Source organism: Pseudomonas rossensis (genome assembly GCF_039888995.1).
Lineage (GTDB): Bacteria > Pseudomonadota > Gammaproteobacteria > Pseudomonadales > Pseudomonadaceae > Aquipseudomonas > Aquipseudomonas rossensis.
The window spans coordinates 1-26,944 of record NZ_JBBWCB010000085.1 but is presented as its reverse complement, the minus strand read 5'-3'; the positions used below and the strand labels follow the sequence as shown (position 1 = coordinate 26,944).

The following is a 26,944-nucleotide window of genomic DNA, read 5'->3' as shown; positions in this document are numbered from 1 at the left end:
TCGCCAGGGCGTCGGAATGGCCCTCATACAACTTGCACAACCCCAGATCATGAGCGCCGACCTCGGCCAGACGCTGAAACCTTTCCAGTGACTGACCTCCGCCGGGCAGCGGAAGCTGGTCCAGACCCGCCTCCACCAGCGCTCGCAGACACCGGCCTAACGCTTGCGTGTCGGCGTAATCCGCGGGCTGATGCTGGAGAAATCCCTGAAGGTCCATTTCACTCTTCTTCCTCACGCTGCAATTCGAACAGCAGCAGCGAACGGCCAGTGACCGAATATTCGTGATCGAACTCGAAGCGTTCCTGACCCCGAATCGACGGTTGATTGGTGTCGATCATGCAGGTCCAGAAACCGCCGTCGGGCACTTCCGGAAGCAGGAAATTGACGATGTCGTGATGCGCGTTGACCACCAACAGCAAGGTGGCGTCGGCGCCCTTGCGGCGGATACCGGTTTCCTGGGCGCGGCCATCCATCAGCATCCCGAGGCAGCGGCCATGGCCTTCTTCCCATTGTTCGATGGACATTTCGCTGCCATCCGGCGCGAGCCAGGTGACGTCCTTGACGCCGATGTCCTCGTTGTAGTTGCCCACCAGGAACCGACCGCGACGCAGTATCGGGTAGGCCAGGCGCAACTTGATCAGCCGTTTGACGAACTTGAGCAGGGCCTTGCCGTCGTCGCTCAGGTCCCAATTGACCCAACCGATCTCGCTGTCCTGGCAATAGGCGTTGTTGTTGCCTTCCTGGGTTCGGGCGAATTCGTCGCCGGCCACCAGCATGGGCGTACCTTGGGACAGCAGCAGGGTGGCGAAGAAGTTGCGCATCTGGCGCTGACGCAGTTCATTGATCTCGGGATCGTCGGTCGGGCCTTCGACGCCGTGGTTCCAGGACAGGTTGTTGTTGCTGCCGTCCTGATTGTTCTCGTCGTTGGCTTCGTTGTGTTTGTCGTTGTATGACACCAGGTCGTTAAGGGTGAAACCGTCGTGGGCGGTGACGAAGTTCACCGAGGCATAAGGCCGCCGGCCACGCTGATTGAACATCTCGCCGGAGGCGGTCATGCGACTGGCGAAGTCCGCCAGTTGGCCATCGTCACCTTTCCAGAACGCACGCACGGTGTCGCGGAATTTGTCATTCCACTCGACCCAGCCCGGCGGAAAGTTACCGACCTGATAGCCACCGGGGCCACAGTCCCAGGCTTCTGCAATCATCTTCACCTGGCGCAGCACCGGGTCCTGACGGCAGGCCACAAGGAAGCTGTGACGTTCGTCGAAGCCATCGTGGTAACGCCCGAGAATGGTCGCCAGGTCGAAGCGGAAACCGTCCACGTGCATTTCCGAGGCCCAGTAGCGCAAGGAGTCGGTGACCATTTGCAGCACGCACGGGTGACTCAGGTCCAGGGTGTTGCCGGTGCCGGAATCGTTGATGTAGAAGCGCTTGTCGTCGGGCATCAAACGGTAGTAGGAGGCGTTGTCGATGCCGCGCATGGACAGGGTAGGGCCTTGTTCGTTGCCCTCGGCGGTGTGGTTGTAGACCACGTCGAGGATCACTTCAAGATTGGCTTCGTGCAGGTGCGCAACCATCTCCTTGAACTCGGCGATCTTGCCACTGGCCAGGTAGCGCGGGTCGGGGGCGAAGAACGCGATGCTGTTGTAGCCCCAGTAGTTGGTCATGCCTTTGTGCAACAGATGCTGGTCGTTGACGAAGGCATGAATCGGCAGCAATTCGACAGTCGACACGCCGAGTTTGCGGATGTGTTCCAGCACGTCATCGACCATCAACCCGGCGAAGGTGCCGCGCACATTCTCGGGGACGGAGGGATGACGCATGCTGATACCGCGCACGTGAGTCTCATAAATGATGGTCTTGTCCCACGGCACGCTGACCCGATGGTCGTGGCCCCAGGTGTGGGCCGGGTCGATCACTTTGCACTTGGGCACGAAGGGCGCGCTGTCCCGTTCATCGAAGCTGAGGTCGGCGTCGGGGTGGCCGATGGTGTAGCCGAACAGGGCTTCGGACCATTTCAACTGGCCGACCAGTTGTTTGGCGTAGGGGTCGATCAGCAGTTTGTTGTTGTTGAAGCGATGACCGTTAGCCGGATCGTACGGGCCGTAGACACGGTAGCCGTAGATCATCCCCGGATGCGCGTCGGGCAGGTAGCCGTGGTAGATCTCGTCGGTGTATTCCGGCAGCTCGATGCGTTCCAGCTCGACCTCGCCGGCATCATCGAAGATGCACAGCTCGACCTTGGTGGCGTTGGCGGAAAACAAGGCAAAGTTGACCCCTAGGCCATCCCAGTTCGCGCCCAGCGGGAAGGGCAAGCCTTCACGGATTCGCGAGGCCTCGACCTGAGGTTCTTGCGCGGCTTTCTTTGGACTGGTCATGGGTGCTCCTGCAAAGGGGGGACATTACTCAATTATAAAAAGTCGGGGCTCTGGTTTTTTTTGAGGGCGAGCGAGCCCTCGGTGGCGAGAAAGCTCGCCACGAGGTCAATCAGGACACAGGGGAGAGGCGTCAGACAGCGGGCGGTTTACGCGCTGCTCGAGGCTTTTTCTCGTTGGCTTTTTCGCCCGGCGGGATCACCTTGGAGGCAGCTGCGGGCTTGGCTTTGGTTTTTGGCTCCGCTGCCTTGCCATTGGCTTTGCTGGCAGGGGCCTTGGTGCCGGCGGTTTTGCTGCCAGCGGCCTTCGGCGATTTGCTCGGTGCCAGGGCTTCGGCTTCAGCCAGTTTGCGGGCCATCTCCCAGTGGCGAGCGTCCTGGCCCTCGGGTTTTCCTTCCGATTCCCAGATCTGATAGGCAAATTCGCGGATGCGTTTATCGTTGGTACTCATCGCAATGCTCCTGAACTGAACTCAAGGGGTAGTTTGGATAAAAACATTGATTGAGAAATCCCCTAGCGCGGCGCTGATGTTCAGCTCCCTTTGGGGTGTGACTGTTGTGCTTGAAAAAAGTCCCTTCAAATTTTCATCAGGGGCGGTGAACGGTAATTTGACCCGTGTATCGCCCCACAGCGGCGCGTCAATCCGGGGTTCGGCACTGTTTTTCAGCAGTTCGGCGCAGCGTATCGGTACGATCACGATGGCGCGTTTTCCTTCCAGCGAGCGAGCAAATGCGAGCACCCGGTGAGCCTCGCTGCCGACGACTTCAAGGGCTTGATACGTCCCTCGCCGAAACAGCTCGGTGTGTTCGAGCCGCAGGTTCAACACATGAGCGATCAGCGCTTGTTTAATGCGCCCGTCACGCCAGTTAGCCAACAATTCGGGCAGTTCCAATGGCGTCTGCATGGACTGCTGACGGCTGGTGTAATCCACCGGCCGGCGGTTGTCTGGATCGACCAGTGAGAAGTCCCAGTACTCGTTGCCCTGATAAAGGTCTGGTACCCCCGGCACGGTCATGCGCAGCAAGGTTTGCGCCAATCCATTGAGGGCGCCGGGGACGGCGATGCTCTTGGCGGCTTTGCCGAGGGCAGCGCGTAGCAGTTCACCTTCGGGGTTCAGAAGCAGACGTTGCAGGAACTGCTGAACCGCTTGTTCGTAAGCCTCGTTCGGCGCGCTCCAGCTGCTTTGCAACTTGGCTTCGCGCAAGGCTTTCTGTTGCCATTGCCACAGCCGTTGAGTGTAGTTCTCCAAGGCTGTTTGATCGTCACTGCGCACATCGAGCGGCCAACTGCCGAGTATCGCTTGATAGAGGATCAGCTCATCGCCCGCAGTCGGCATCTGGTCGTCGTCGCGCAGGGGGCGGGCGAGGGTCCGCCAGAGCGGGACTTGCTCGGCGTACCAGGCACTGCGCTCGCTCAGCACCGCCAGGCGCGCGCGGGTGTCTTCGCCGCGTTTATGGTCGTGGGTCGCGGTGGCCAGCAAATTATCGGGGAACGCTTCAAGACGGTTGATGCAAGCCGCATGGAAATCGGCCACCGGCGCGCTGAACTGCTCGGTGCTGAAGCCCACATCATTGCGCGACAGCAACGTCGCTGAACGATAGAACGCGGTGTCTTCCACGGCCTTCGCCGCCGCCGGCGACGTCAGTTGCTGAAAACGCACACAGGCATGCTTGAGCATCTTGCGCGGCCGGCCCAACGAGCGTTTGCGCCATGATTCACCGCCCAGCCAGCGGGCCAGGCAATCGAGTACCGGCCAGTCGGTCTCGCCGAGGGTAAGCCTGGCACCGTCCATGGCTTGCTGGAAAAACACATCGTCTTCAGCGGAACGCCCACGGGGGCTGATATAGGTGCGGTACACCGGGAAATGCACGATCAGTTCCTGCAACGCCCGACGGATCGCACCGAGGGTCAGGTCGCGGGTCATCAGGTCATCCCGGGCCACTTGCAACAGGGCCTGGGCGACGCTTTCGAAGTCTCCGGCGAGGGAACCGTTGAGGATCTGCTGACGGGCCAGTTGCGCTTCCTGACGGAAATCGGCGGGCCGTTCGCTGTGACGATTCCACAGCTCGCCCAAGGTATCGGCGCCTTCCGGAGCGTGTTGCAGCAGCGACAACTGATTCATGAACTCGTAACCCGTGGTGCCATCCACCGACCAGTCACGGTGCAGGGTTTCACCTTCGCCGAGAATTTTCTCGACGTAGATCGGCAGGTGCCGATCCGGCGACAGGCTGTCGACCCGCCGCCGCAATTTGCGGCAGTAACCCCGAGGGTCGGCGAGACCGTCGATGTGGTCGATGCGCAAACCGTCAACCAGTCCTTCGGCTACCAGCTCGAAGATTTTTGCGTGGGTGGCTTCGAACACGGCGGGGCGTTCAACCCGCAAGCCACCCAGTTCGTTGATATCGAAAAAACGCCGCCAGTTGATGTCATCTGCCGCCGTGCGCCAACTGGCCAGGCGATAGCTTTGGCGTTCAAGCAACAGGTGCAGGCGCTGGAAACATTCGGCGGTGAGCGAGTCGTAAGCGCTGAGGTTTTGCTGGATGGCCTGCAGAATCGCCGGATCATTGGCCAGTTCACGCAGCTCTGCTTTCAGCGGCATCGCCAGACTGTGGGCGTCGATCTGGTAGCTCAAGGTGCTGAAGCGGTCTGCCAGCGACTTGAGCGACTTGAGCGATTCGGCGGTCAGCGGGTCATCGGTTCTGAGCAGTTCGCCGTAATTCGTCGGGCAGATCGGGAAGTGATGCTCATAGTGCTCGACATAAAACGCGCCCTTTTGCGCATCGAAGCGCAGGGGCAGGGTGCCGTCCTGCAAGGCGATGCCGTAGTCGCTGCCGAGGAAGGGCAGCAACAACTGGCCTTCCATCAACGGGTCGGGTGAATGCCACTGGATATCGAAGAACTCGCCATAAGGACTCAGGCGTCCCCATTCCAGCAAATCCTGCCACCAGGGATTATCGCCACCGCCGACAGCCATGTGGTTGGAGACGATGTCGAGGATCAGCCCCATGTTCTGCTCGCGCAATGCGCTGACCAAACGCCGCAGCGCCGCTTCGCCACCCAGTTCCGGGTTGACCGTGGTCGGGTCCACGACGTCGTAGCCATGCATGGAGCCGGCGCGGGCGCTCAGCAGGGGTGACGCATAGACATGGCTGATGCCGAGGCTGGCGAAGTACGGCACCAGCGGCACCGCATCGTCCAGCGTGAAGTCTTTATGGAACTGCAGCCGCAGGGTCGCCCGCAGCGGTTGGATAAGCGTTTGCTTCATTGGTCACGCTCGGCCGCCTGAAGCCGCGCACAGGCGAGCAGTTCCAGGCGCCGGGCGGCGTCCGGGTCATCGAGCAAGGCTTCACTGTCGCCGGGCAAGCGTCGGGACCAGTTGGGGTGCGTGTCGGTGGTGCCGGGCAAGTTGGCCTGCTGCTCGATGCCCAAGGCATCTTCCAACGGCAGCAACACCAGCGGCGCACGGGTATGACCGAGGAAACGTATCGCGGCGTCGAGCACCTGATCGGTTTCATGGGACTCTTCGCGAAAGTTCTGCGGGTCCTCGCTCAACACCCGGCGCAGGCCTTCGCGCTCGCGTTCGCGGTGGTGGCGCCATTCGATTTCACCCGGGGCGTCGACCAGGCCCAGACGGGCGTTCCAGTCGATATCGCGGCCATGCCACCAGCCATTGAGCGTCGGCAGGTCATGGGTACTCGTGGTCGCGAGGGCGTTGTCCGGCCAGTCGAGAATGGTTTTGAAGTGCGCGTTGTCCTGTTCGAACAGCAGCACGCGCATGCCGAGGATCGAACGGGCGATGAGCTTTTCTCGCAAACCATCGGCCACGGTGCCGAGGTCTTCACCGAGGACGATGGCCTGATGACGATGGGACTCGAGAGTCAGCAAACGCAGCAGGTCGTCCACCGGGTAATAGAGGTAGGCGCCGTCGGCGGGTGACGCGCCATTGGGGATTACCCACAGCCGTTGCAGGCCCATGACGTGATCGATGCGCAGGCCTCCGGCGTGAGCAAAATTGGCACGGAGCATTTCGATGAAGGCACGAAATCCATTGCGCATCAGACCTTCGGGCGAGAACGCGGAAATCCCCCAGCCCTGACCGGTGCGGTTGAGGATGTCCGGTGGTGCACCTACGGTCAGCGAGGCGAGCAACTCGTCCTGACGACTCCAGGCCTGACTGCCACCGCCATCGGCACCCACCGCCAGATCGGCGATCAGGCCAATGCTCATGCCGGCGCTGCGGGCGGCGGTTTGTGCGCGCTCCAGGCAGCGCGTGATCAGCCATTGGCAAAAGGCAAAGAAGCCGATGCGTCCGGCGTTCTCTTCGGCGAATTCGGCCAGGGCAGCGCTGCGCGGGTTTTGCCATTGCTCGGGCCACTGCCGCCAGTCGAGACTTTCGCCCTTGGCGGCGCGGGCTTCTTGAATGGCTTCGAAGCGGCAGTGGTTTTCCAGGGCTTCGCCAGCGGCGTGGCGGAAGCTGCTGAAGTCGGCATGCAACGGGTGTTCCCCCTGGACAAAGCCTTCGTACAACGCCTGCAACAGACGATGCTTGGCTTCGGCCGCCACCGGCCAATCAATCAACGGTAATGCTTCGAGGTGCTTGAGTTCTTCAGCGAGGCCGGTTGCATCAATCGCGGTGCGCAACGCTCGTTCACCCAGTATGGCGCCCGGTGCGGCGTACAGACTGTTGAGAAACAAACGGCTGGACGGCGAATAAGGGCTGTAACGCTGGGTGTCGCTGCCGAACATTGCATGCAGCGGACTGATCGCCAATGCTTCGGCACCGCGTTCGCCGGCCACCCGAGCCAGGTCTTCCAGCGCCTGGGTATCGCCGAAACCGCCATCGCCCGGACGACGCAGCGAGTACAGCTGCACGCTCAGGCCCCAGGCGCGGGGGATCGGACTGTCGACGGCATCGCCGACGCTGTAGCAGCGCGTCGGTGCCACGGCCAAGGTAAATTGTTGTCCGTCGATGCTGACGTGTTGATAACCGACCGGGACCAGGCCGGGCAGTATCGCCTCGGCATCCAGTTTTAAATTAAGTCGCGAGCCATCTTCAAGGTGGATTTCGCACGGTGTTTCGGGCTCAAAGTAATGCGCCAGGCTGAGGCCAACACCGAAGTCTGCGGTCAGCAGCGGCGGCAGGTGTCGGGTCTGTTGCACCTGCTGCAGTTCCAGCAGGCTGGCGTCGATTTCCTGGGCGCTGCCGGCCGGGTGGCCGAGACCGGTGAGGACGTTGCGTAACACTGATGGGGCGACTTTCTGTGGGCGGCCGTTGGCGTCGATCCAGTCGACAGCCAGGCCAGCTCGGCTGGCCAGTATTTCCAGTTGCGCATCGCTCATGGGCGCTCTCCATCCGGGGTTAGCAAAGGGGCTGCGGCCGTGAGGCTGACTAGCGCGCAATACGGGGCAAGCGTGCCCTGATCCAACAGACCGGCTGACTGTGGCGGGTATTCGAACAACAACGAAGCGTCGGCCTGTGGGGAGTGGACCACAGGTGTATCGCTGAGGTTCAGGTCGATGCACAGCAGGCTGCCATCGCCCAGTCGCCAGCGCGCCGTTATTGCGCCGGCGGCCAGCACCTCGGCGCCCAGTGCTTGAGCACCGGGGAGGCGGGGAATGATCTGCTGATGGCGGATCTGCAACAGTTGGCGATACAGATCGTGCACGGTGGGTTGTCGGGTTGATGTCAGATCGGGGCGTGAAGCCTCGAAGGTCTGGCGCGCGTTGGGGTCGGGAATCTGCTCGCGTTTGTGCGGATCAGCAAACGCGCTGAACGCTGCAAACTCGTTACGTCGTCCCTCGCGGACCAACTCCGCGAGTTCACCGTGATGGCTGGTGAAGAACAGGAACGGTTGCTCGGCGGCGAACTCGTCGCCCATGAACATCAGCGGGATCATCGGTGACAACAGTAGTAATGCGGTGGCTGCCTTAAGCGCATCGGGGTTGGCCAGTTGATGCAGCCGTTCGCCCAAGGCGCGGTTACCGATCTGGTCGTGGTTTTGCAGAAACAGCACGAAAGCACTGGGCGGCAAGTGACCGCTGGGCTCGCCACGGGTTGTACCGTGACGGGTCACGTGGCCTTGAAACACGAAGCCCTGGCTCAGGCAGCGGGCCAGTTGTTCGGTGGGGTTTTGCGCATAGTCGGCGTAATAGGCGTCGGTTTCGCCGGTCAGCAGCACGTGCAAGGCGTTGTGGCCGTCGTCGTTCCACTGCGCGTCGAAGCCTTCTTCCAGCAGACTGGCCTGGTTGTGTTCGTTTTCAACGGTCAGCCACACATGCCTGGCTGGATCGGTTTGCTGGCGAACCTTTTGCGCCAGTTCCTGAAGAAAGTCCGGGTCTTCGATGGCGTGCACCGCGTCCAGGCGCAAACCATCGACGCGGTACTCGAGCAACCACATCAGCGCATTGTCGATGAAGAAGTCCCGCACCTCGCGCCGCCGAAAGTCGATGGCCGCACCCCAGGGGGTGTGCTTGTCTTCGCGGAAGAAGCCCTTGGCGTAGCGATGCAGGTAATTGCCGTCCGGGCCGAAGTGGTTGTAGACCACGTCGAGAATCACCGCCAGGCCATGGCCGTGGGCGGTGTCGATCAGGTGTTTGAGTTGTTCGGGAGTGCCGTAGGAGGCTTGGGGCGCGTAGGGCAGAACCCCGTCGTAACCCCAATTGCGATCACCGGGGAACTGCGCCAGCGGCATCAATTCGATCGCGCTGATGCCCAGCTCCACCAGGCGCGCCAGGTGCTGCTCGACTTCGCTGAAGCCGCCGAGCGCACCGACGTGCAATTCGTAGATCACCGCTTCATTCCACGGGCGCCCGCGCCAGGCGCTGTGTTGCCATTGATAGGCAAGTGGATCGACCACCACACTGTGGCGGTCGATATCATCGGCCTGCGCGCGGGAGGCTGGGTCGGGCACCTCCAGCTCACCGTCGATGTTGTAGCGGTAACGCGTGCCGGCGGGGCAGCGGGTGTTGATCACGAACCAGCCATCTGCTTGGGGCAGGAGAGGCAAGGACTGTCCATCTTCCAGTTCGACACTGACGTAAAACGCATCTGGCGCCCACAAGGCAAAACGCGTGTGCTCTGCGTCCAGCATGATTGCGCCGTGGGGCCAGGTCTCAAGGGTCCGTAACGGCATCGTTGAAAACCTCTTAATGTTTGCCCGATTTACCCAGCGCCTTGGTCACCAGTTTTTCGTAGAGTTCGGCGTACGGTTCGACCGCCTTGCACCAGTTGAAAGGCGCGGCCATGGCCCGGCAGCGCATGGCATTGAGCAGGTCGGGGAAGGCAAAAACCTTGAAGGCCCGGCTCAGGGCTTCCTGATAACTCTCGGCCGTGGATTCGTCGAACAGGAAACCGGTCACGCCGTTTTCAATGGTGTCGGCCAAACCGCCGGTGTTGCGTGCCACCGGCAACGAACCGAAGCGCTGGGCGTACATCTGGCTCAGCCCGCAAGGCTCGTAACGCGAAGGCATCAGCAGGAAATCACTGCCGGCAAACATGCGACGGGCGTCGGTTTCGTTGAAACCGATTCGCACGCCGATCTGGCCTGGAAAACGCAGGGCCAGTTCGCGCATGGCTTGTTCTTCTTCCGGCTCGCCACGACCGATGATCGCGATCTGCCCGCCGGATTTGACGATGTACTCGGAGACGGCTTCGGTCAGGTCCAGGCCTTTCTGATAGACCAGTCGCGAAACCACAGCGAACAGCGGACCTTCGCAGGCGTCCAGGCCGAACAGCTTACGCACGTGGGCGGCGTTGACCGCTTTGCCTTCCCAATCGCCAATTTTGAACGGGCAGAACAGGTGGGGGTCGGTGGCCGCGTCCCAGCTTTCATCGATGCCATTGGGAATACCACTGAGCAGGCCTTGCTGGGTCTTGGCGGCAAGAAAACCGTCGAGACCGCAGCCGAAGGCCGGGGTGGTGATTTCCTGGGCATAGGTGGCGCTGACGGTGGTGATGTGGCTCGAATAAGCCATGCCGGCCTTGAGGAACGACATCTTGCCGTAGAACTCCATGCCTTCCTGTTGCAAGGCATGCATGGGAATACCCAGTTCCGGGCACGAGCCAAGACTGGTCACGCCCTGGTAGGCGAGGTTATGAATGGTGAACAGCGTCGGGGTGCGCTGTCCACGCCAGTGCATGTAAGCGGGCGCCAGACCGGCAGGCCAGTCATGGGCGTGCACCAGGTCCGGGCACCAGTGAATTTGTGCAAGATTAGCGGCAATGTCGGCGGCTGCCAGGCCCAGGCGGGCGAAACGAATGTGGTTGTCCGGCCAGTCGCGGCCGTTGTTGGCACCGTAAGGCGAACCTTCGCGCTCGTAGAGTTCGGGGCAGATCAACACGTAAATGACCAGACCGTCGGGCATGTCCATGCGCCCGATTTTGCAGGGGGGCAACGCGGCGTGACCACCGAGCTCACCAATGATATGAATTGGGTTTTCGCTATTCAGCACTTGCGGGTAACCGGGGATCAACACGCGAACATCGTGCAAATGCGCCATGGCTCGCGGCAGCGCTGCGGAAACGTCGCCCAGACCACCGGTTTTCACCAGATCGGCGATCTCCGAGGTGACGAACAGCACTTTCTTCTTGTTGGGATTCTGACTGGCCACCGGTGCCAGCGTCTTGGTGCCTGGGACGCTGATCGATTGGTGACTGAGGGCGCTCACGGCGCTCGTTTCGCCGACCTGCTGATGAGCACGTTCTCCCTGAATATCTAAAGCCGCACTGATCATATGAATCTCCCGTGTTGTTGATCTAATTCTTAGGTCTGGCAAACGGTTGTTCGTGGCCAATCCCTGTGGCCGGGCGCAAACGCGCTACGCATCGGTGAGCAAACGCTGCCAATGCGTTGAAGCAGAATGGCTGAAGTGGACATTGCAAGGATTGCACCAGTCGCAACGCACCTCCCTTTAACCTGACCCGTCACCAGCGGCAAAAGTTTCGACTTTCTTTCCGCTTTGTGACCCGCCGGTTTCGCCCCGCGGAACTGAGTCTAGGCCAGAACTTAGAGCGGGGGAGGCCAGATGGCAAAATTGTTCGACAATCGGTTTAAAGAGGTACGGACGTACCGCTTGGAGAGAGAAACGCACCGACGGAGGGCATGTTTTTTAACGTTTTGCCTCAAAAAAAAGTCGAGATGTCACATGAATGTGCGAAGCGCGGCAATGCTCATGCACCGTTGTGGTGCGCGGCGGTTAGTCCCGTCTTTGGCCGAACCGCTGCCTTACAGCCGGCCATGTTGCCTTGTTATAGTCCGGGCCTCATTTTCTGCCCGGTAAAAGGATCACTGCCATGTCTCAGTACACTGCGTTCACCGTCGAACTGGCCGATAAAATCGCCCATGTGCAGATCAACCGGCCGGAAAAGATCAATTCGATGAATGCCGCGTTCTGGAGCGAGATCATTGAGATTTTCCAGTGGGTCGACGACACCGACGAAGTCCGGGTGGTGGTGCTCAGTGGTGCGGGAAAGCATTTTTCTTCCGGCATCGACCTGATGATGCTGGCCGGCGTGGCCAATGAGCTGGGCAAGGACGTGGGGCGCAACGCGCGCCTGCTGCGCCGGAAAATCCTCGCCCTGCAAGCGTCTTTCAATGCCGTCGACAATTGCCGCAAACCGGTACTGGCGGCGGTTCAGGGTTATTGCCTGGGCGGCGCCATCGACCTGATATCCGCCTGCGACATGCGTTACGCCGCCGAAGATGCGCAATTCTCGATCAAGGAAATCGACATCGGCATGGCTGCCGACGTTGGCACCTTGCAACGCTTGCCGCGGATCATCGGTGACGGCATGCTGCGTGAACTGGCTTACACTGGTCGCGCGTTCGGTGCCGAAGAAGCGCGTGGCATGGGCCTGGTCAATCGCGTTTACAGCGACACGGCCAGCCTGTTCGACGGAGTCATGGGCATAGCCCGCGAGATCGCCAGCAAGTCGCCGATTGCGATCACCGGCACCAAAGAGATGATCAGCTACATGCGCGACCATCGCATCGATGACGGCCTCGAATACGTCGCCACCTGGAACGCCGCCATGCTGCAATCCACCGATCTGCGCGTGGCCATGGCCGCCCATATGAGCAAACAGAAACCCGAATTTCTGGATTGATTAAAAATGACTTCACGCTGGACCACTGCAGTACTGGACACCGACCAGCCCGGCGGCTGGGCGGTAGCGCGCAGCCCCGAAGGCTTTCTGTTCGATGACAATGGCGCGCTGTTTTCGCGCGAATGGCTCAAGCGCCAGGACCTGTCGATCCTTGCCGAACATGGCATCGGGCACCTGGACGGCGAACCGGTCTATTTACTGGAGCTGCGCAGTCACAGCGATGTGCCGGGCTGCAACTGGAAAGGCCTGCGGGCGTTCATGCTCGAAGGCGACCATACGCTCTACAAAGTGCTCGGTTATGCCGCGCAAATCGGCACCTGGGCCCGCGAACACCGCTTTTGCGGTAACTGCGGGCAGGCGATGACCCAAGTGACCCGGGAACGGGCGATGTATTGCGAGCCGTGTGATTTACGCAGCTACCCGCGCATTTCGCCGAGCATGATTGTGCTGGTGACCCGGGGCGATGAAGTCCTGCTGGCCCGTTCGCCACGCTTTGTCAGCGGGGTCTACAGCACGTTGGCGGGGTTTGCCGAGCCGGGCGAGTCGGCCGAAGACTGCCTGATTCGCGAAGTCCGCGAAGAAGTGCAGATCGAGGTCAAGAACATCCAGTACATGGGCAGCCAGTGCTGGCCGTTCCCGCATTCGATGATGCTGGGTTTCCATGCCGAATACGCCGGTGGCGAGATTGTGTGTCAGGAAGACGAGATCGAAGACGCCCAGTGGTTCAACGTACGCGACATGCCGCCGTTGCCGGCGTCACGCTCGATTGCCCGTTACCTGATCGACGTCTATGTAGCGCGGCGCTTAGGCCACGCTGAACCAGTGTTGCCAAGCTAACCGCACGGTCAAGCCCAGCACCACGGTGATGAACACCGGGCGAATGAACTTCGCACCGCCGCTGATGGCGGTGCGAGCCCCGAAGAACGCCCCGACCATCACCGACAGGCCCATGCTCAGGCCGATGATCCAGTCCACCTGCCCGGAAAACACGAACACCGACAGTGCGGCAATGTTGCTGACGAAGTTCATGCTGCGCGCCACGCCGCTGGCCTTCACCAAGTCGATGGGGTACATCAGCATCGTGCTGACGGTCCAGAACGCACCCGTGCCGGGACCGGCCACGCCGTCGTAAAACCCGAGGCCGAAGCCTTGGGTCGATTGCCACTTTTTCTTGATCGGTGCGTCGCTGTCCAGCGGCGCTTTCGGCGTGCCGCCAAACAACAGATAGACGCCGCAGCCGAAAACGATCACCGGGAGCATCTTGTTCAGCCATTCCGCCGGCAGGTAGTGAGCGACCACGGCACCGGTCAGCGCGCCCACCAAGGTGCCGACAATCGCGTGCATCCACTGCCTTGGATGGAACAGCTTGCGTCGGTAGAAGGTGAAACTGGCCGTGGCCGAGCCGAACGTCGAACTGAGTTTGTTGGTGCCCAGCACCAGATGCGGCGGCAGGCCTGCGGTCAGCAGCGCCGGAGTGGTCAACAGACCACCACCGCCGGCAATGGCGTCGATGAAACCGGCAATGAATGCGACGAGGGCCAGAATGGCCAGGGTGGTGAGGTCAACGCTGAGTTCGAAAGGCATGGAGTCGGCTTATTCGGCGGGGCGCAGGACAGGGCTGCGGGGAAGGGCCGATATCTTACCTATAACCGTTCTTGCGGGCGACCGGTCAAGCGCTATCCATTGTTCGACAGGCAACCCTGTAGGAGCTGCCGCAGGCTGCGATCTTTTGATCTTAAAAAGGCAAAGTCAAAAGATCGCAGCCTGCGGCAGCTCCTACGTTGGTGTTATGTGTGTCAGTCAGATTTGCGCTCAGGCCCATTCCCGATCTGCCACACAAACGGTGGCTCGGTCCCGTTGATCGCCCAATCCCCGACAATCCGTGCCTTGTAGATCACCGGATTGTGCGACGACACCGTCCGCGCATTGCGCCAGTGCCGGTCCAGCGATTTACCCACGCGCGTATCCGAAGCCCCCAGTGCATTGAACAGCTCTGTGGTCGCTCGCTGGATCAGCTCCGACACCACCACCTGAGCCTTGGCCGATTCGATTTCCGCCGCGACATTCGCTTCTTGTTCCAAGGCTTCATCACCCGAAAATCGCGCCAGATACGCCCGCTGCGCCGGTTGTGCAGCCCTCAAGGCGCTGGCCTCGGCCGCATACACCAGTGCCGCGATTTCACCGACCACTTGCTGCACTTGCGAATCCTGGCTGACGTGCTGCGCATTGCCATGGCTGTAGATGCGTTTGCGTTCACGTACCTGGTGAGCCACATCGCGCAACGCCGCACGGCCGATCCCGGCCAGTGTCGCCAGGAGTACCAACTGATAAAACGCGGTCTGGTATTTGAAACGGGTGGCGAAGTCGATGATGTTCTCGGCCGCCACGTCGGCATCGATAAACCGTGAGGTGCCACTGCCGGTGGTGCGCTGGCCGAAACCGTCCCAGTCATCGCTCTGCACGATGCCCGGTTGGCGGGTCCGGACCGCAGCAATCACATCGCCGCCAGTGTCGCTGCGTTGCGCGTACACGTCGATCCAGTCGGAAAACAGGCTGCCGGTGCTGTAGAACTTCTCGCCGTTGAGCCGCCACTGATCGCCGTGAGGCGAGACTTTGGTGATGACGTCGCCAATCGCCACGCTGCCGATTTCGGTCCAGGCATTGCCGGCGATGTCACCGTCGACGAAGCGCTTGAACCACAGATCCCGCGCCGGCCCGGGCGCCGAGTTCAAGCGATCCTCGGCAAATGCGAAGTGCCCGCGCAAGGCCTGAGGGACGTTGGAATCGGCTTCGGCCAATTCGATCAGCAGCTCAAACAGTTGTGGCAGGGAGGCGCCGCCACCGCCATATTCAATCGGAACCCGCACCGCGCCAAACCCGGCTTCCTTGAGCCACTGAATCGGTTCGTACGGAAGGCTGCGGGACTGTTCGCGCTCAACGGCACCGGCGGCGATGCGTTGGAAAATCGGCCGGAACCTTGCGGCCAGCGCTTCATAGTCAGTGCCAGTGGACAGCGGATTGATTACCTGGTGTTCGGTCATGGGACGGCTCCTTGGATCGGCAGTGGATGTCACTGGGGATTGCACGGTCCATGCCGAATTCAAAGGCCTGTCATTACGGGCTTGTACGGGTTTTCCCCGGCTGCAAATGTTGCTGCGCCAACAGTGCATCAGCAAATTGCCCCAGACACACCCGGATTCCTGTGGGAGCGGGCTTGCTCGCGAAAGCGGTATGTCAGCTAACGAAGATGTTGAATGGCACACCGCTTTCGTCGGAACGCCGCCCGGAGCAAGCCCGCTCCCACAGGGATCTCGCTCGGCTCAAGGCAGTCGTGTCACACGTCGCGATTCTGCGCTGGCACGGTTGCTGCTCTTGCCTAAGGACTTCCCTAACGTCCCGAGGACATGCCAATGAGTCAGCAAGCCGTCAAATTTGCCTACTGGGTGCCGAACGTCAGCGGCGGGCTGGTGGTCAGCAAAATCGAGCAACGCACCCACTGGGGCATCGACTACAACCGCAAACTGGCGCAACTGGCCGAGGAGGCGGGGTTTGAATACGCCCTGACGCAGATCCGCTTCACCGCCGGTTACGGCGCCGAGTACCAGCACGAATCCGTCGCCTTCAGCCATGCGCTACTGGCCGCCACCACCCACCTGAAAGTGATCGCCGCCATCCTTCCTGGCCCTTGGCAACCGGCACTGGCGGCCAAGCAACTGGCGACCATCGACCAACTGACTAACGGACGGGTGGCGGTGAACATTGTCAGTGGATGGTTCAAGGGTGAATTCCAGGCGATTGGCGAACATTGGCTGGAACACGACGAGCGTTATCGCCGTTCCGAAGAATTCATCCGCTCGCTGAAGGGCATCTGGAGCCAGGACAACTTCACCTTTCGCGGTGACTTCTACCGCTTCGACAACTACAGCCTTAAACCCAAACCGCTGGGTCAGCCGGAAATCTTCCAGGGTGGCAGTTCCCGCGCGGCTCGGGATATGGCGGCACGGGTTTCGGACTGGTACTTCACCAACGGCAACACCCCGGAAGGCATCAAGGCCCAGGTCGACGACATTCGCACGAAGGCGGCGGCGAACAATCATTCGGTGAAAGTCGGCGTGAACGCGTTTGTCATTGCCCGCGACACTGAAGAAGAAGCGCGAGCCGTGCTGGCGCAAATCATCGATCAGGCTGACCCCGAGGCGGTGAATGCGTTTGGCGATGCGGCGAAGCAAGCGGGCAGGGCGTCACCTGAGGGTGAGGGCAACTGGGCCAAGTCGACATTCGAGGATCTGGTGCAGTACAACGACGGTTTCAAGACCAACCTGATCGGTACACCTCAGCAGATTGCCGAGCGGATCGTCGCGTTGAAAGCGGTGGGCGTGGATCTGGTGTTGGCGGGGTTTCTGCACTTCCAGGAAGAAGTGGAGTATTTCGGTAAGCGGGTATTGCCGTTGGTGAGGGAGCTGGAAGCTAAAGCGCAGGTCACGCACACCGCTGCAGTAGCCTGATTTCCTCGGTCTCCCTGTAGGAGCTGCCGAAGGCTGCGATCTTTTGATCTTGCCCTTGAAAAGCAAACTCAAAAGATCGCAGCCTCCGGCAGCTCCTACAGGGGGGATATCGTTTCAAGTCAGAAGTTATAGGCCCAGGTCGGACAAGCTTGGATGATCATCCGGGCGACGGCCCAGCGGCCAGTGGAACTTGCGGTCGCTTTCCTTGATTGGCATGTCGTTGATGCAGGCAAACCGATTGGCCATCAAACCGTTCTCGTCGAACTCCCAGTTTTCGTTGCCGTAGGAACGGAACCAGTTGCCCGAGTCGTCGTGCCATTCGTAGGCATAACGCACGGCGATGCGGTTGCCGGTAAAGGCCCAAAGTTCTTTGATCAGGCGGTAATCCAGTTCCTTGGCCCATTTGCGCGTCAGGAAACCTTTGGCTTCTTCGCGGTTGTAGGCAAACTCGGCGCGGTTGCGCCATTTGGTGTCCAGGGTGTAGGCCAGCGACACCCGTTCCGGGTCGCGGGAGTTCCAGCCGTCTTCGGCCAGGCGTACTTTTTCGATGGCCGATTCACGGGTGAATGGCGGCAATGGCGGACGAACTTCGGCATTAGACATTAATAGTCTCCCTATCAAAGTAAAGTTCTAGCAAGTTGTCGGGCTTGGTTAAAGTGTTACAGGTCCAATAACTTTCGCGCCATGCATTGCGCATTATCGGCGGCACTGTGATCACCCATGACAAGCGCCACGGTAATGGCACCGTCGATCAGGATCAGCAGCTGTTTGGCCAGCGTCTCCGGGTCTGTGGCGCCATGTTCGGTGCAGAGCTCGCGCACATAGTCGAGCAGCTTCTGTTTGTGGTCTTTGGCAACCAGGCGAACCGGGTCTTGCGGGTCGCCGGTTTCGCCGCTGGTGTTGATGAATGCACAGCCACGGAAGCCTTCGGAGGCGAACCAGGCCTTGAGCACGGTAAACAGGTTGAGCAGCCGGTCGGCCGGTGTTTCAGCCTGGTCGACTTCGCTTCTGTACCAGTGCATCCAGCGCACATCTCGGCGTTGCAGGGCCGCGACGGTGAGCTCCTCCTTGTTGGCGAAGTAGCGGTAAATACTCTTTCTGGAGACGCCGGCGGTTTTCACCAGAAGATCCATCCCGGTGGCAGCGATGCCACTTTTGTAGATCAACTTTTCGGTGACATCCAGAATGATGTCGCGTGTGTCGTTGCTGGTTATTTCGTTCATGTTGCGAACAGTAGAATGATCGTTCTCCTTGGTCAAGTGGGTATTTTGTGTTGCCTGAAAAATCGCTTTCGCGAGCAGGCTCGCTCCCACAGGGGAATGCATTTCAATGTGGGAGCGAGCCTGCTCGCGAAGGGGCCTTCACAGACACTCACAAGACCCAAGGCAATCCATGGTGTAAGCTCTCGGGTTCTTCGGATTCGACCTTTTTGCGAGCCCTATGCCGTCGCTTTTCAAACGCTCTCTGCTGCCCAAACTGCGCAGTTTTCCGCTGACCGCCGATGCCGTCACCATTCTTTCCGGCGCTGCCGAGTTCCGCCGGTGCCTGCTGGAAAAGATCGCCAGCGCCACCCGGCGCATTTATATCGTCGCGCTTTATCTGCAACAGGATGAAGCCGGCCAGGAAATTCTCGATGCCTTGCACGCGGCCAAACTGGCGCGTCCGGAACTGGACGTGGTGGTGGTCGTTGACTGGTTGCGCGCCCAGCGCGGCTTGATCGGCGCCGGCAAGCAGCCGGGCAACTCGGCCTGGTATCAGGAAACCACCCGGACTCATGCCAGTGAAGTGCCGGTGTATGGCGTTCCCGTGCAGACCCGAGAGCTGTTCGGCGTGCTGCACTTGAAAGGCTTCGTGATCGAGGACTGTGTGATCTACAGCGGCGCGAGTCTGAACAACGTTTACCTGCACAAGTTCGACAAATACCGCTACGACCGTTATCACCTGCTGCAGAACAGCGCCCTGGCCGATTCGATGCAGCACCTGATTCAGCACGGTCTGATCGCTTCCAAAGCGGTGCATCGTCTTGATTTGCCGAACCTGCCAACCACCCGCAGCCTGCGCAACGACATCGGCGACTTGCGCAGCCGCCTCAAGCACGCGGCGTATGACACCACGACAGGCACCACGGAAAAGGGCAGTTTATCGGTCAGTCCATTGCTCGGTGTCGGCAAGAACAACCCGCTGAGTCGAGTGATTTGCGAGTTGATCGCCAGCGCTCAGCATCAACTGACCATCTGCACGCCATACTTCAACCTGCCGCTGACAGTGACCCGGGAAATCAATCGGGCACTGGCGCGGGGCGTGAAGATCGACATCATCGTCGGCGACAAGACGGCCAACGACTTCTACATCTCGCCGAGCGAACCGTTCAAGGTGATTTCGGCGCTGCCGTACCTTTACGAGATCAGCCTGCGGCGTTTCGCCAAGCGTCATCATCGCAGTGTCGACAGCGGCCAGTTGAACCTGCATCTGTGGCGTGACGGCGACAACACCTATCACCTCAAGGGCATGTGGATCGATCAGCGCTACACCTTGCTGACCGGCAACAACCTCAACCCGCGGGCGTTCCGACTCGACCTGGAAAACGCCTTGCTGATTGATGATCCGAAAGGCGAACTGCTGGAGCCGCGTCGTAAAGAGCTGGCGGAGATTTTCGAGAACACTCGCCGCATCGAGCGTTACCAGGAACTGGAAACGCTGCTGGAATACCCGGCGGGGGTGGCCAAGTTTCTCAAGCGCGTGAGTCGTGTGCGGATCGAGCGGTTGCTCTATCGCATTCTGTAAGGCTTAAAGCAAAAGATCGCAGCCTCCGGCAGCTCCTACAGTGGGACGACGTACACCCGTAGGAGCTGCCGAAGGCTGCGATCTTTTCGCAGACAACGCCGACGTTTAGTTCAGCCCCAACTTCCCACGCAACGTCGACAAATCCTCAGCCAGTGTATTCACCGGCCCGACCAGCGCCTTGCGGTCGTTTTCCTTCTCCTTGTCATACGTCTCGAAACCGCCGTCTTTGGTTTTGTACTTGGCCAGCGTCTTGTTCACCGTCGCGAAGTTCTTGTCGACTTTGGCAATGAAGGCCGCGTCCTGCTTTTCAATCTGCGGACGGAACAGATCGACGATTTTTTTCGCGCCGTCGATGTTGCCCTGGAAGTCATATAGGTCGGTGTGGCTGTAGCGATCTTCTTCACCGGAGATCTTGGTCGCAGCGACTTCTTCAAGCAGAGCCGCTGCGCCGCCCACCACTTTTTCCGGGGTGTCGAGCTTGGTCAACTTGCCTTCAGGGTCCTTGGCATAGTCCGGGACCTGGGTTTCATGCTCGCCGCCCATCGCCGCCCATCGCCGCACCGGTGCTCTTGACCCGGCCGAGAATGCTTTGCTGTTCCTGCAGCGGCGTGCGGTCCCAGCGCTCGACGAAGTTGCGGATGATCCGCACGGCCTGTTAGCTGCCATAGGCCGCCCAGGTTGGTTCGTCGCTGCCGGGCTGAAACCAGACGATGCTGTCCATTGACTTGGCATTGTTGGAATCGGGGTTGGCTGAGCCGTCGCGAAAACCGAGAAAGTTGCGCGCACTTTGCGCAGGCATTCCGGGTTTTGCCGGGGCCTGGGGCGGCACGCAGCCTTCCTGTTTCCAACGCGCCAGCAGTAAGTCCGGTAGGTTTTTCACGATGTCGCGCAGGGCGTGGATGTTGGTGTCGGTGGTGTTGGAGCAGAACTGCACACTGAGGTCGCCGTGGCGGCAATCGGTTTGGAACCGGTCGGCGCGTGATCGAGAGAAACGTGCAGCGACTGTTTGATCGAACGCGCGACTTTGCGCATCCAGAACACCATGGAGCTGAGAATGCCAACGGCGACCAGGCCGACCACGCCTTCAAACAGTTCCTGTTGCTTCTGCGGGAACTCGGCACTGACCAGTTCCAGGCCACCACCGACCAACAGGGCCAGGGCCGCGGCAAGAAACACGCCGATCCACACCGCCGGCATCCACTGGCCTCGACCCGTCTGCTTGAGGTAGCTGGCGATGATGCCAACAATCAGCGCGGCTTCAATCCCTTCGCGCAGCATGATCAGAAAAGGAACAAGCATTTAGCACCGTGGCGTCATTAGATAGGGTGCTAATTTGTAAAATAATGACACTCATTCCCAAATGGCATTCATTGACATGTAGCAGAACCTAACCTGAGCGCATTGTTCAATGCGTCGTCAAAACAGCGGATTCACCCGATCGTTGTACACCTCGATCAACTGATCATATCGGCGGCCGATCCGCTCGAAGTCATCACTCAGCTGTTGTGGCGAGGCGTTGGCCTTCCAGTCGTCGCGCAGCCTGTTAACGGCATCCAGATAGTTCTTGCCGGGTGAACGCACATAGTTCCAGATGTTTTCCGGGTAATCGGCGTTGCTGGTTGCCGGGTTGGCTTGCAAGTAATGGGTGCCGTCGTCCCAGCCCTGTTGAAGCTTGAGTGTCGCGTCGCTCAGGTCACTGGAGGTAAAGGTCTGTTCGCGAACACGGCTGTCGAGCTTGAGCATGAGGGTTCGCGCTTCGAGCATGTAGGTGAGGATGTGCGCGTACTTGAGTTGATCCCGAGTCTTTAGTTGTTCGAACTGGACCTGTCGCAAACCTTGATCCTGGGTATCAAGCGCACGGCGCAGGTGGTCAGAGGCGTTGAGGTAGTCGTTGACTAGCGGGATAAACAGGTTGTCGCGCTCGGCCTTATCTGCAGGGCTGACCGAATAGAGCGGCGTGGGGCTGAAAAAATCGAATTTCTCGGCGGCTTGGTTGGCCGCCGTCAGCGACACTTCAAAGCGATTTTGCAACGGTATCAACTCAGGTGCCGACCTCTGAAGATTCTCTTTTCGCACTGGGTCCAACCGGCAAATGTAAACATCGTTGGCTCTCCGGTAGTTGAGCCGCTCGCGGAGGCTGACCATCGGGTCGAAGTCTTCGGGAAAACGCGCTTTCAAGGTTGGATCGGCTTTGCGGTCCCGGTTCAGGTAGGTGGTGTAGGCGTGACGCCAGCGGCTGTCGACTGAATTGAGGCAGGCAATCGGCGGGCGAAGGGCGATGGACTTTTCTCGCTCGGCGAGGTCGGGTTCATGGATCCAGCGCTGAATTGGGGTCAGGAGGGTGCTTTGATGCTCTCTCAACATACCGAGAAAGGTGACTGTCAGCACGGCGGTAATTGCGATTGCCTTAACGCGTTTGTTCATCGATGACCCTCCTGCGCGCGTGATTGCCCATACCATTGCTCCTGCGTGGGGGCGATCCGGCATTCCTGACGGCTGTCGAGGGGCCCACTGCAACTGCGTTTGGAAAAAGGTTGTAATCCTTGATCCGGGCCCATCAACTGACTGCTGGCAATGGTGTAAAACAGGAGCGTCAGACCAATGACCCCAATCATCAGAGCAATCGACGGTGCGCGTCCCAAAGCGGGCAGCCGAACCTTGGGAGGCTTGATGTGCAGCGTTTCCGGCCAGGCGATACGACTCAATCCTCCTAGCGCTAGCAGCACCACGGTGTAGCTGGCAAATGCCGCCGCGCCACAACAGGCCCATGTCAGCGCCCCCATCAACCAGCTGGGCAGCAACTCGCGCAGCACTAGCGGCGCAGGGCGTCTGAGGCTGAGTCGAGGCGAAACAGCGCGACTCAAACGCACGTCGAATGACCAGAACCGGTCCGCCATCGGGCACCAGACCCACAACAATGCCGCGCTCGGCGTAGCCAACACGCACAGCCAGAACAGCATCGCGGCAAAGCTTGCGCCGATACCCGATTTATCACTGAGGTATTCACCGGCTGCCCAGGTAAGTGATGCCCCCAGCAACCCGGCAAACATGGGCCTGGCCTGGCGGGGCTGCACAAGGGGCTTCCAGAAAAATGGATCGCCGTTTGGCATTTGGCGGCATCGGGCCGGGCCCAGGCGCTGGAGCTTCTCGCTGAGGGTGCGGCAGGCATTCCAGTCCGCTTCAAAAAACCTCCGGGCGAAGGCGCTTCGCTCGGTGTCGGTCATTGGCGTCAGTAACAAGCGTGCTGCGCGGCTCTGGGGCTCACGATCATTCAGGTCGGCCAGACGTTCCAGGGTTTCAACAAAAACCTGGTCATCTCGGCGCTGCAACAGTGCCGTCCAATAAGGTGGCGGGCAACGCCCTTCGATTTCGGCTTCGTTCGCGGCGACGTACCAGTGCTGATGTGAACACAGCGTTTCGAACACGTGGACCGACCAGAAGCTCGAATCCACCAGTAAACGGGCCAGGGTTTCATTAAACCAGTCGTGGCGTTCGAACGGCTGCAACCAGTCGGCCTGTTTGAGCGCCACAAAGCGCTCGATGAACGCGTCGACCTGGCCCGCGTCAAGCAACTCGCGCAAGTCCTTTTCCACATGCTTACAGTAAGCGCGAAGCAGCAACTCCAGCGCTTGCGAGGATAAATCCAGGCGTTGCCAGGCACTGAGCCAGTTGAACTGCACCAGCCCCCAGGCGGCCAGCAACATCCCGTCGTCGCGCGGTGACAGGCACATCATCAATAACTGATCTTCGAACTCTCGGGCGCAGTGAGACACCCGTGCCTGCGCCAGACGTTCATCGAGCCGCTCTACCGTAACGTCTGCCAGTAACTGCTCGGCCTGTTGCGCTCCGGCGCGCTGTTCAAACCGTACATGTTCCAGCTCGAAACTGAGCTCCTCTTCAAGTGACGGAGCAAGAGCCTGTCGTACAACCGTGGGTTCGCGGCGGCTCCACTCCATCGCCTGCTCGTAGGCTTCGCGCAGACGCTGAAAACCGGTCGGGTCTTCATCCGGGCGGTGTACCTTGAGAAGCGTTGCGTATTGGCGTTTGATGCTGCGTGAGTCAGCATCGGCTTCCAGCCCCAGAATGGCCCAGCAATTCACCGCCACAGCCCCTGTTCCAGTTCATCGAGCTGTTGCGTCAGTTGCAAGCGCAGTTCGCGTATCGCTCGTTCGTCCTGGGTGTTGAGCATCTGCTGGAAACGGTTGGCCATGTGATCGAGCCGTTGGCGCAAATCGCCGAGACTTTCCTGATACAGCCGTTCAAGGCGCGCAGTCAGCAGGCTGTTGACCTGTTGCTCGCGCGGATGAACCTTGAGGTTGGCCAGCGCAGTCAGGCGTTGCTGAATCTCTTTAGGGGCGAGTACACCGGGATTGTTTTCGATCACTAGGGTCCGACGCTCACCGGTACGATTTATCAGCGCCTCGGCTTCGAGCAGGCCGTTGTTATCGTAAGTGAAGCGTACATCGATGCTGATCTCGCCAGCCGGCGCCACGGGCACCTCGATGTCCATTTCCCCCAGATAAATATTTTCTTTTACCCAACGACTTTCGCCCTGGTAAATCTTCAACTGCACAACGCGCTGATGGTGGCGCAGGGTCGAGACGGTTTTGACCCGGCTCACCGGGACCACGCAGTTACGCTCGATAATTGGCAGGTAATGACCCGCTTGCGTACTTTCGCCGACGCTGACCGCGACTTCGATGCCCAAGGTGTAGGGGCAAACATCGGTCAACACCACCTCTTCGAGTGCGGCATCCCGTGCCTTCAGGGCTGCCTGCACCGCTGCACCCAGCGCAATCGATTCGTCCGGGTTAAGCGCAATCGAAGGGAACCGACCGAACAACCCGGCCACCATCCGCCGGATCATTGGCATGCGGGTCGTGCCGCCCACCAGCAGGACTTCATCCAGCTCCGATGGCCGAATACGCGCGTCGCGCAGCGCGGTTTCGATCGGTGTGCGCAGACGCACGAGCAGCGGCGCGCAGAGTTCGGCCAACTGTGTCTGGGTGAACGTCTGCTCCCATTGACCGGAGCCATGGCGCAGGACGAAGGTCGCGCTGTCGGCCTGGCCAAGGGCATGGCGCACGCGCTCGGCTTCGCGGCGCAGGCGATGGGCGATAGTCGGTTCCGTCGTTGGCGTGTGCGGCGACAAAGGCCTGAACCAGCACGGTGTCGAAGTCTTCGCCGCCGAGAAAGTTGTCGCCAGCGCTGGCGCGCACTTCCATGACGCCGTCGAACAGTTCGAGGATCGACACATCGAAGGTGCCGCCACCGAGGTCGAACACCAGAAACGAACTGGCGCTGTCGCGTTGATGCAGTCCATAAGCGAGGGCCGCGGCAGTCGGTTCGTTGATCAGTCGTTCGACCTTGAGGCCGGCCAATTCGCCAGCGATTTTCGTGGCTTTGCGTTGAGCGTCGTTGAAATAGGCGGGTACGCTGATCACTGCTTCAGTGACAGTTTCTCCGTAGAGGCGTTCGACGTCTTCCTTCAGGCTGCGCAACACCAGTGCCGACAGCTCTTCCGGGCGGAACGATCGGGTGCCGAGACGAAGTTCATGAGCGCTGCCCATGTGTCGTTTGAACAATGCCGCCGTCAACTGTGGATGAGTCTGCAAACGTTCCTTTGCAGCCTGACCGACCAGCACTCGACCTTCGTCGTCAAGGCCCACCACGCTTGGGGTCAGTAGACTTTCCAGGGCGTTGGGAACCAGTTCGGGCGCGCCGTTGCGCCAAACGGCAACCAGGCTATTGGTGGTGCCCAAATCAATGCCGACGATCATAACGTTTGCAACTCCATGTCTATTCGGGAATTCCCAGCAACAGCCTATCGGCCACAGGGCCAGGTAATTGAGCCGGATTTTGCGCAAGACTGGCTTTTTACTCCGTGCTGCCTAAGATGGCCGACAGATTAATCAGTGCACCCGAGTGACGTTTATGTCGGAAAAAGACACCATCTCCATTCAACTGGTGCGTGAAGCGCTGTTGCAAAGTTGTGCTCCGGGAGCCACCACTGACGAGGTAATGAGCACAGTCGGCATCGATCCGGCACTGCTCGAAAGCAGCGATGCACGCGTACCGGCCACGGCTTATGCAAGGCTGTGGCGTTTATTGGCCCGGCGCCGGGACGATGAGTTTTTTGGCATGGACCCGCGCAAACTCAAATCCGGCAGTTTGGAGTTTCTCTGTCGCTGCTCCATGGTCCAGCCGAGCCTGGCCGCCGGCCTTACCTCGGGTTTGAGCTTTTTGTCGTTGATGCTCGAGCACATGCCCGCACAGTTGGTTCGTCAGCAAAGCCTGGCGGAAATCGTCCTGCTCGAAGACGACCAGGACCCGCGCCGTGCCTTCACTTATTTCACTTACTGGATGATCGTCCACGGCGTCGCCTGCTGGCTGGCGGGGCGACGGATTCCGATCCTGGCCATCGAGTTGCGGTGCCCGACGCCTGATTTCTGCGATGACTACCAGGTGATGTTCTCCGAGAACCTGCGTTTCGACCGGCCGCGCACGCGGATGATTTTCTCGGCCGAGTGCCTGGATTTGCCGATCAAGCGCAGCCCCGAAGAACTCAAGCGTTTCCTGGCCCATGCACCGGCGAATATTCTGGTCAAGTACCGCGACCCGCAGAGCCTGGCCAGCCGGATCAAGCACGATTTGCGGCAACTGCCCGCCGAACACTGGCCGGAAACCGAAGCGCTGGCGCATCAGCTGTGCATGTCGGCTTCGACGTTGCGTCGGCGCCTGGCTGAAGAGGGCCAGACTTACCAAGGGCTCAAGGACAGCGTGCGCAAGGAGCTGGCAATTGTCTGGCTCGCCGAGCCTGCCATCAGCTTCGCCGAGATTGCCACGCGTTTAGGGTTTGCCGATACCAGCTCGTTCTACAAGGCGTTTCGCAAGTGGTCGGGGTCAAATCCGGGGCATTACCGCAGCCTGATTCTCAACGAAGCCGACTGATTCGAGGGCTTTGGTGTCGGTGCTGACGCCATCGCGAGCAAGCTCGCTCCCACATGGTTTTGTGTTGGATTCACACAGGTGACCTGACACAAATCCACTGTGGGAGCGAGCTTGCTCGCGATGAGGCCCTTACAGGCGCCACATCTCTCAAATCTTGGCCAAACCAGTCACGCAACTTGATAGCTTTGACCATTGTCCCGCGCCCCGCGCGGAGCGAGTATTTC

Annotated in this window: 17 protein-coding genes and 5 pseudogenes; 5 read left to right on the top strand and 17 right to left on the bottom strand. The window is 60.0% G+C overall.

Features of this window, described 5'->3' with window-relative positions:
* The 7 genes and pseudogenes from WLY71_RS20650 to glgA all read right to left on the bottom strand — a co-directional run.
* Positions 1-217 (bottom strand): annotated as a pseudogene (locus WLY71_RS20650) (acyl-CoA dehydrogenase); the annotation flags it as partial.
* Position 218: 1 nt separating this feature from the next.
* On the bottom strand, positions 219-2,378 hold the full coding sequence (gene glgX / locus WLY71_RS20645) for a glycogen debranching protein GlgX (protein ID WP_347805011.1): 2,160 nt from the start codon (positions 2,376-2,378) through the stop codon (positions 219-221).
* A 130-nt stretch (positions 2,379-2,508) separates the two neighbouring features.
* Positions 2,509-2,826: a DUF2934 domain-containing protein gene (locus tag WLY71_RS20640; RefSeq protein ID WP_347805010.1), complete on the bottom strand. Its 318-nt coding sequence runs from the start codon at positions 2,824-2,826 to the stop codon at positions 2,509-2,511.
* 21 nt (positions 2,827-2,847) lie between these two features.
* Entirely contained in the window at positions 2,848-5,640 is a 2,793-nt protein-coding gene (locus WLY71_RS20635) for a malto-oligosyltrehalose synthase (protein ID WP_347805009.1), read from the bottom strand.
* Positions 5,637-7,715 (bottom strand): 4-alpha-glucanotransferase, encoded by a 2,079-nt coding sequence (gene malQ, locus WLY71_RS20630; RefSeq protein WP_347805008.1) that lies wholly within the window; start codon positions 7,713-7,715, stop codon positions 5,637-5,639. The genes WLY71_RS20635 and malQ overlap by 4 nt, the downstream gene beginning before the upstream one ends.
* Positions 7,712-9,508: a malto-oligosyltrehalose trehalohydrolase gene (gene treZ / locus WLY71_RS20625; protein WP_347805007.1), complete on the bottom strand. Its 1,797-nt coding sequence runs from the start codon at positions 9,506-9,508 to the stop codon at positions 7,712-7,714. The genes malQ and treZ overlap by 4 nt, the downstream gene beginning before the upstream one ends.
* Before the next feature lie 13 nt (positions 9,509-9,521).
* Positions 9,522-11,108, bottom strand: a complete 1,587-nt coding sequence (gene glgA / locus WLY71_RS20620; RefSeq protein ID WP_347805006.1) for a glycogen synthase GlgA — start codon at positions 11,106-11,108, stop codon at positions 9,522-9,524.
* A gap of 559 nt (positions 11,109-11,667) precedes the next feature.
* On the opposite strand from glgA, the gene WLY71_RS20615 reads away from it, so the two are divergent.
* Both WLY71_RS20615 and nudC read left to right on the top strand, forming a co-directional pair.
* Positions 11,668-12,480, top strand: a complete 813-nt coding sequence (locus WLY71_RS20615) for a crotonase/enoyl-CoA hydratase family protein (RefSeq protein ID WP_347805005.1) — start codon at positions 11,668-11,670, stop codon at positions 12,478-12,480.
* 6 nt (positions 12,481-12,486) lie between these two features.
* On the top strand, positions 12,487-13,317 hold the full coding sequence (gene nudC / locus WLY71_RS20610; RefSeq protein ID WP_347805004.1) for an NAD(+) diphosphatase: 831 nt from the start codon (positions 12,487-12,489) through the stop codon (positions 13,315-13,317).
* Here the strand turns inward: nudC and WLY71_RS20605 are convergent.
* Both WLY71_RS20605 and WLY71_RS20600 read right to left on the bottom strand, forming a co-directional pair.
* Positions 13,285-14,064: a TSUP family transporter gene (locus WLY71_RS20605; protein ID WP_046046975.1), complete on the bottom strand. Its 780-nt coding sequence runs from the start codon at positions 14,062-14,064 to the stop codon at positions 13,285-13,287. The genes nudC and WLY71_RS20605 overlap by 33 nt on opposite strands.
* A 212-nt stretch (positions 14,065-14,276) precedes the next feature.
* Entirely contained in the window at positions 14,277-15,521 is a 1,245-nt protein-coding gene (locus WLY71_RS20600; protein ID WP_347805003.1) for an acyl-CoA dehydrogenase family protein, read from the bottom strand.
* 369 nt (positions 15,522-15,890) lie between these two features.
* Here WLY71_RS20600 and sfnG point away from each other — a divergent pair, with 369 nt between their 5' ends.
* Positions 15,891-16,985 (top strand): dimethylsulfone monooxygenase SfnG, encoded by a 1,095-nt coding sequence (sfnG, locus tag WLY71_RS20595; protein ID WP_425589944.1) that lies wholly within the window; start codon positions 15,891-15,893, stop codon positions 16,983-16,985.
* A gap of 126 nt (positions 16,986-17,111) precedes the next feature.
* Here sfnG and WLY71_RS20590 read toward each other — a convergent pair whose 3' ends face one another.
* Both WLY71_RS20590 and WLY71_RS20585 read right to left on the bottom strand, forming a co-directional pair.
* On the bottom strand, positions 17,112-17,588 hold the full coding sequence (locus tag WLY71_RS20590) for a nuclear transport factor 2 family protein (RefSeq protein ID WP_010460010.1): 477 nt from the start codon (positions 17,586-17,588) through the stop codon (positions 17,112-17,114).
* A gap of 56 nt (positions 17,589-17,644) precedes the next feature.
* A complete protein-coding gene (locus WLY71_RS20585) occupies positions 17,645-18,208 on the bottom strand; it encodes a TetR/AcrR family transcriptional regulator (RefSeq protein ID WP_008152706.1) in 564 nt (187 codons plus the stop codon).
* 217 nt (positions 18,209-18,425) lie between these two features.
* Between WLY71_RS20585 and pssA the strand changes: the two genes are divergently transcribed.
* A complete protein-coding gene (gene pssA, locus WLY71_RS20580) occupies positions 18,426-19,769 on the top strand; it encodes a CDP-diacylglycerol--serine O-phosphatidyltransferase (RefSeq protein ID WP_347805001.1) in 1,344 nt (447 codons plus the stop codon).
* Between the two features lie 105 nt (positions 19,770-19,874).
* Here the strand turns inward: pssA and WLY71_RS20575 are convergent.
* The 6 genes and pseudogenes from WLY71_RS20575 to WLY71_RS20550 all read right to left on the bottom strand — a co-directional run.
* Positions 19,875-20,240: pseudogene (locus WLY71_RS20575) on the bottom strand (imelysin family protein); the annotation flags it as partial.
* Positions 20,241-20,727 (bottom strand): annotated as a pseudogene (locus WLY71_RS20570) (Dyp-type peroxidase); the annotation flags it as partial. It abuts the pseudogene before it with no gap.
* A 2-nt stretch (positions 20,728-20,729) separates the two neighbouring features.
* Positions 20,730-21,068 (bottom strand): annotated as a pseudogene (locus WLY71_RS20565) (FTR1 family protein); the annotation flags it as partial.
* 117 nt (positions 21,069-21,185) lie between these two features.
* Positions 21,186-22,193, bottom strand: a complete 1,008-nt coding sequence (locus WLY71_RS20560) for a DUF3829 domain-containing protein (RefSeq protein ID WP_347805000.1) — start codon at positions 22,191-22,193, stop codon at positions 21,186-21,188.
* On the bottom strand, positions 22,190-23,869 hold the full coding sequence (locus WLY71_RS20555) for a J domain-containing protein (RefSeq protein WP_347804999.1): 1,680 nt from the start codon (positions 23,867-23,869) through the stop codon (positions 22,190-22,192). The genes WLY71_RS20560 and WLY71_RS20555 overlap by 4 nt, the downstream gene beginning before the upstream one ends.
* A pseudogene (locus WLY71_RS20550) lies at positions 23,866-25,549 on the bottom strand (molecular chaperone HscC). Before WLY71_RS20550 ends, WLY71_RS20555 begins: the two are co-directional and overlap by 4 nt.
* A 154-nt stretch (positions 25,550-25,703) precedes the next feature.
* Between WLY71_RS20550 and WLY71_RS20545 the strand changes: the two are divergent.
* The gene (locus WLY71_RS20545) at positions 25,704-26,720 is read left to right on the top strand and encodes an AraC family transcriptional regulator (RefSeq protein WP_347804998.1); all 1,017 of its coding nucleotides are present in this window, start codon (positions 25,704-25,706) and stop codon (positions 26,718-26,720) included.
* The last annotated feature ends 224 nt before the right edge of the window (positions 26,721-26,944 follow it).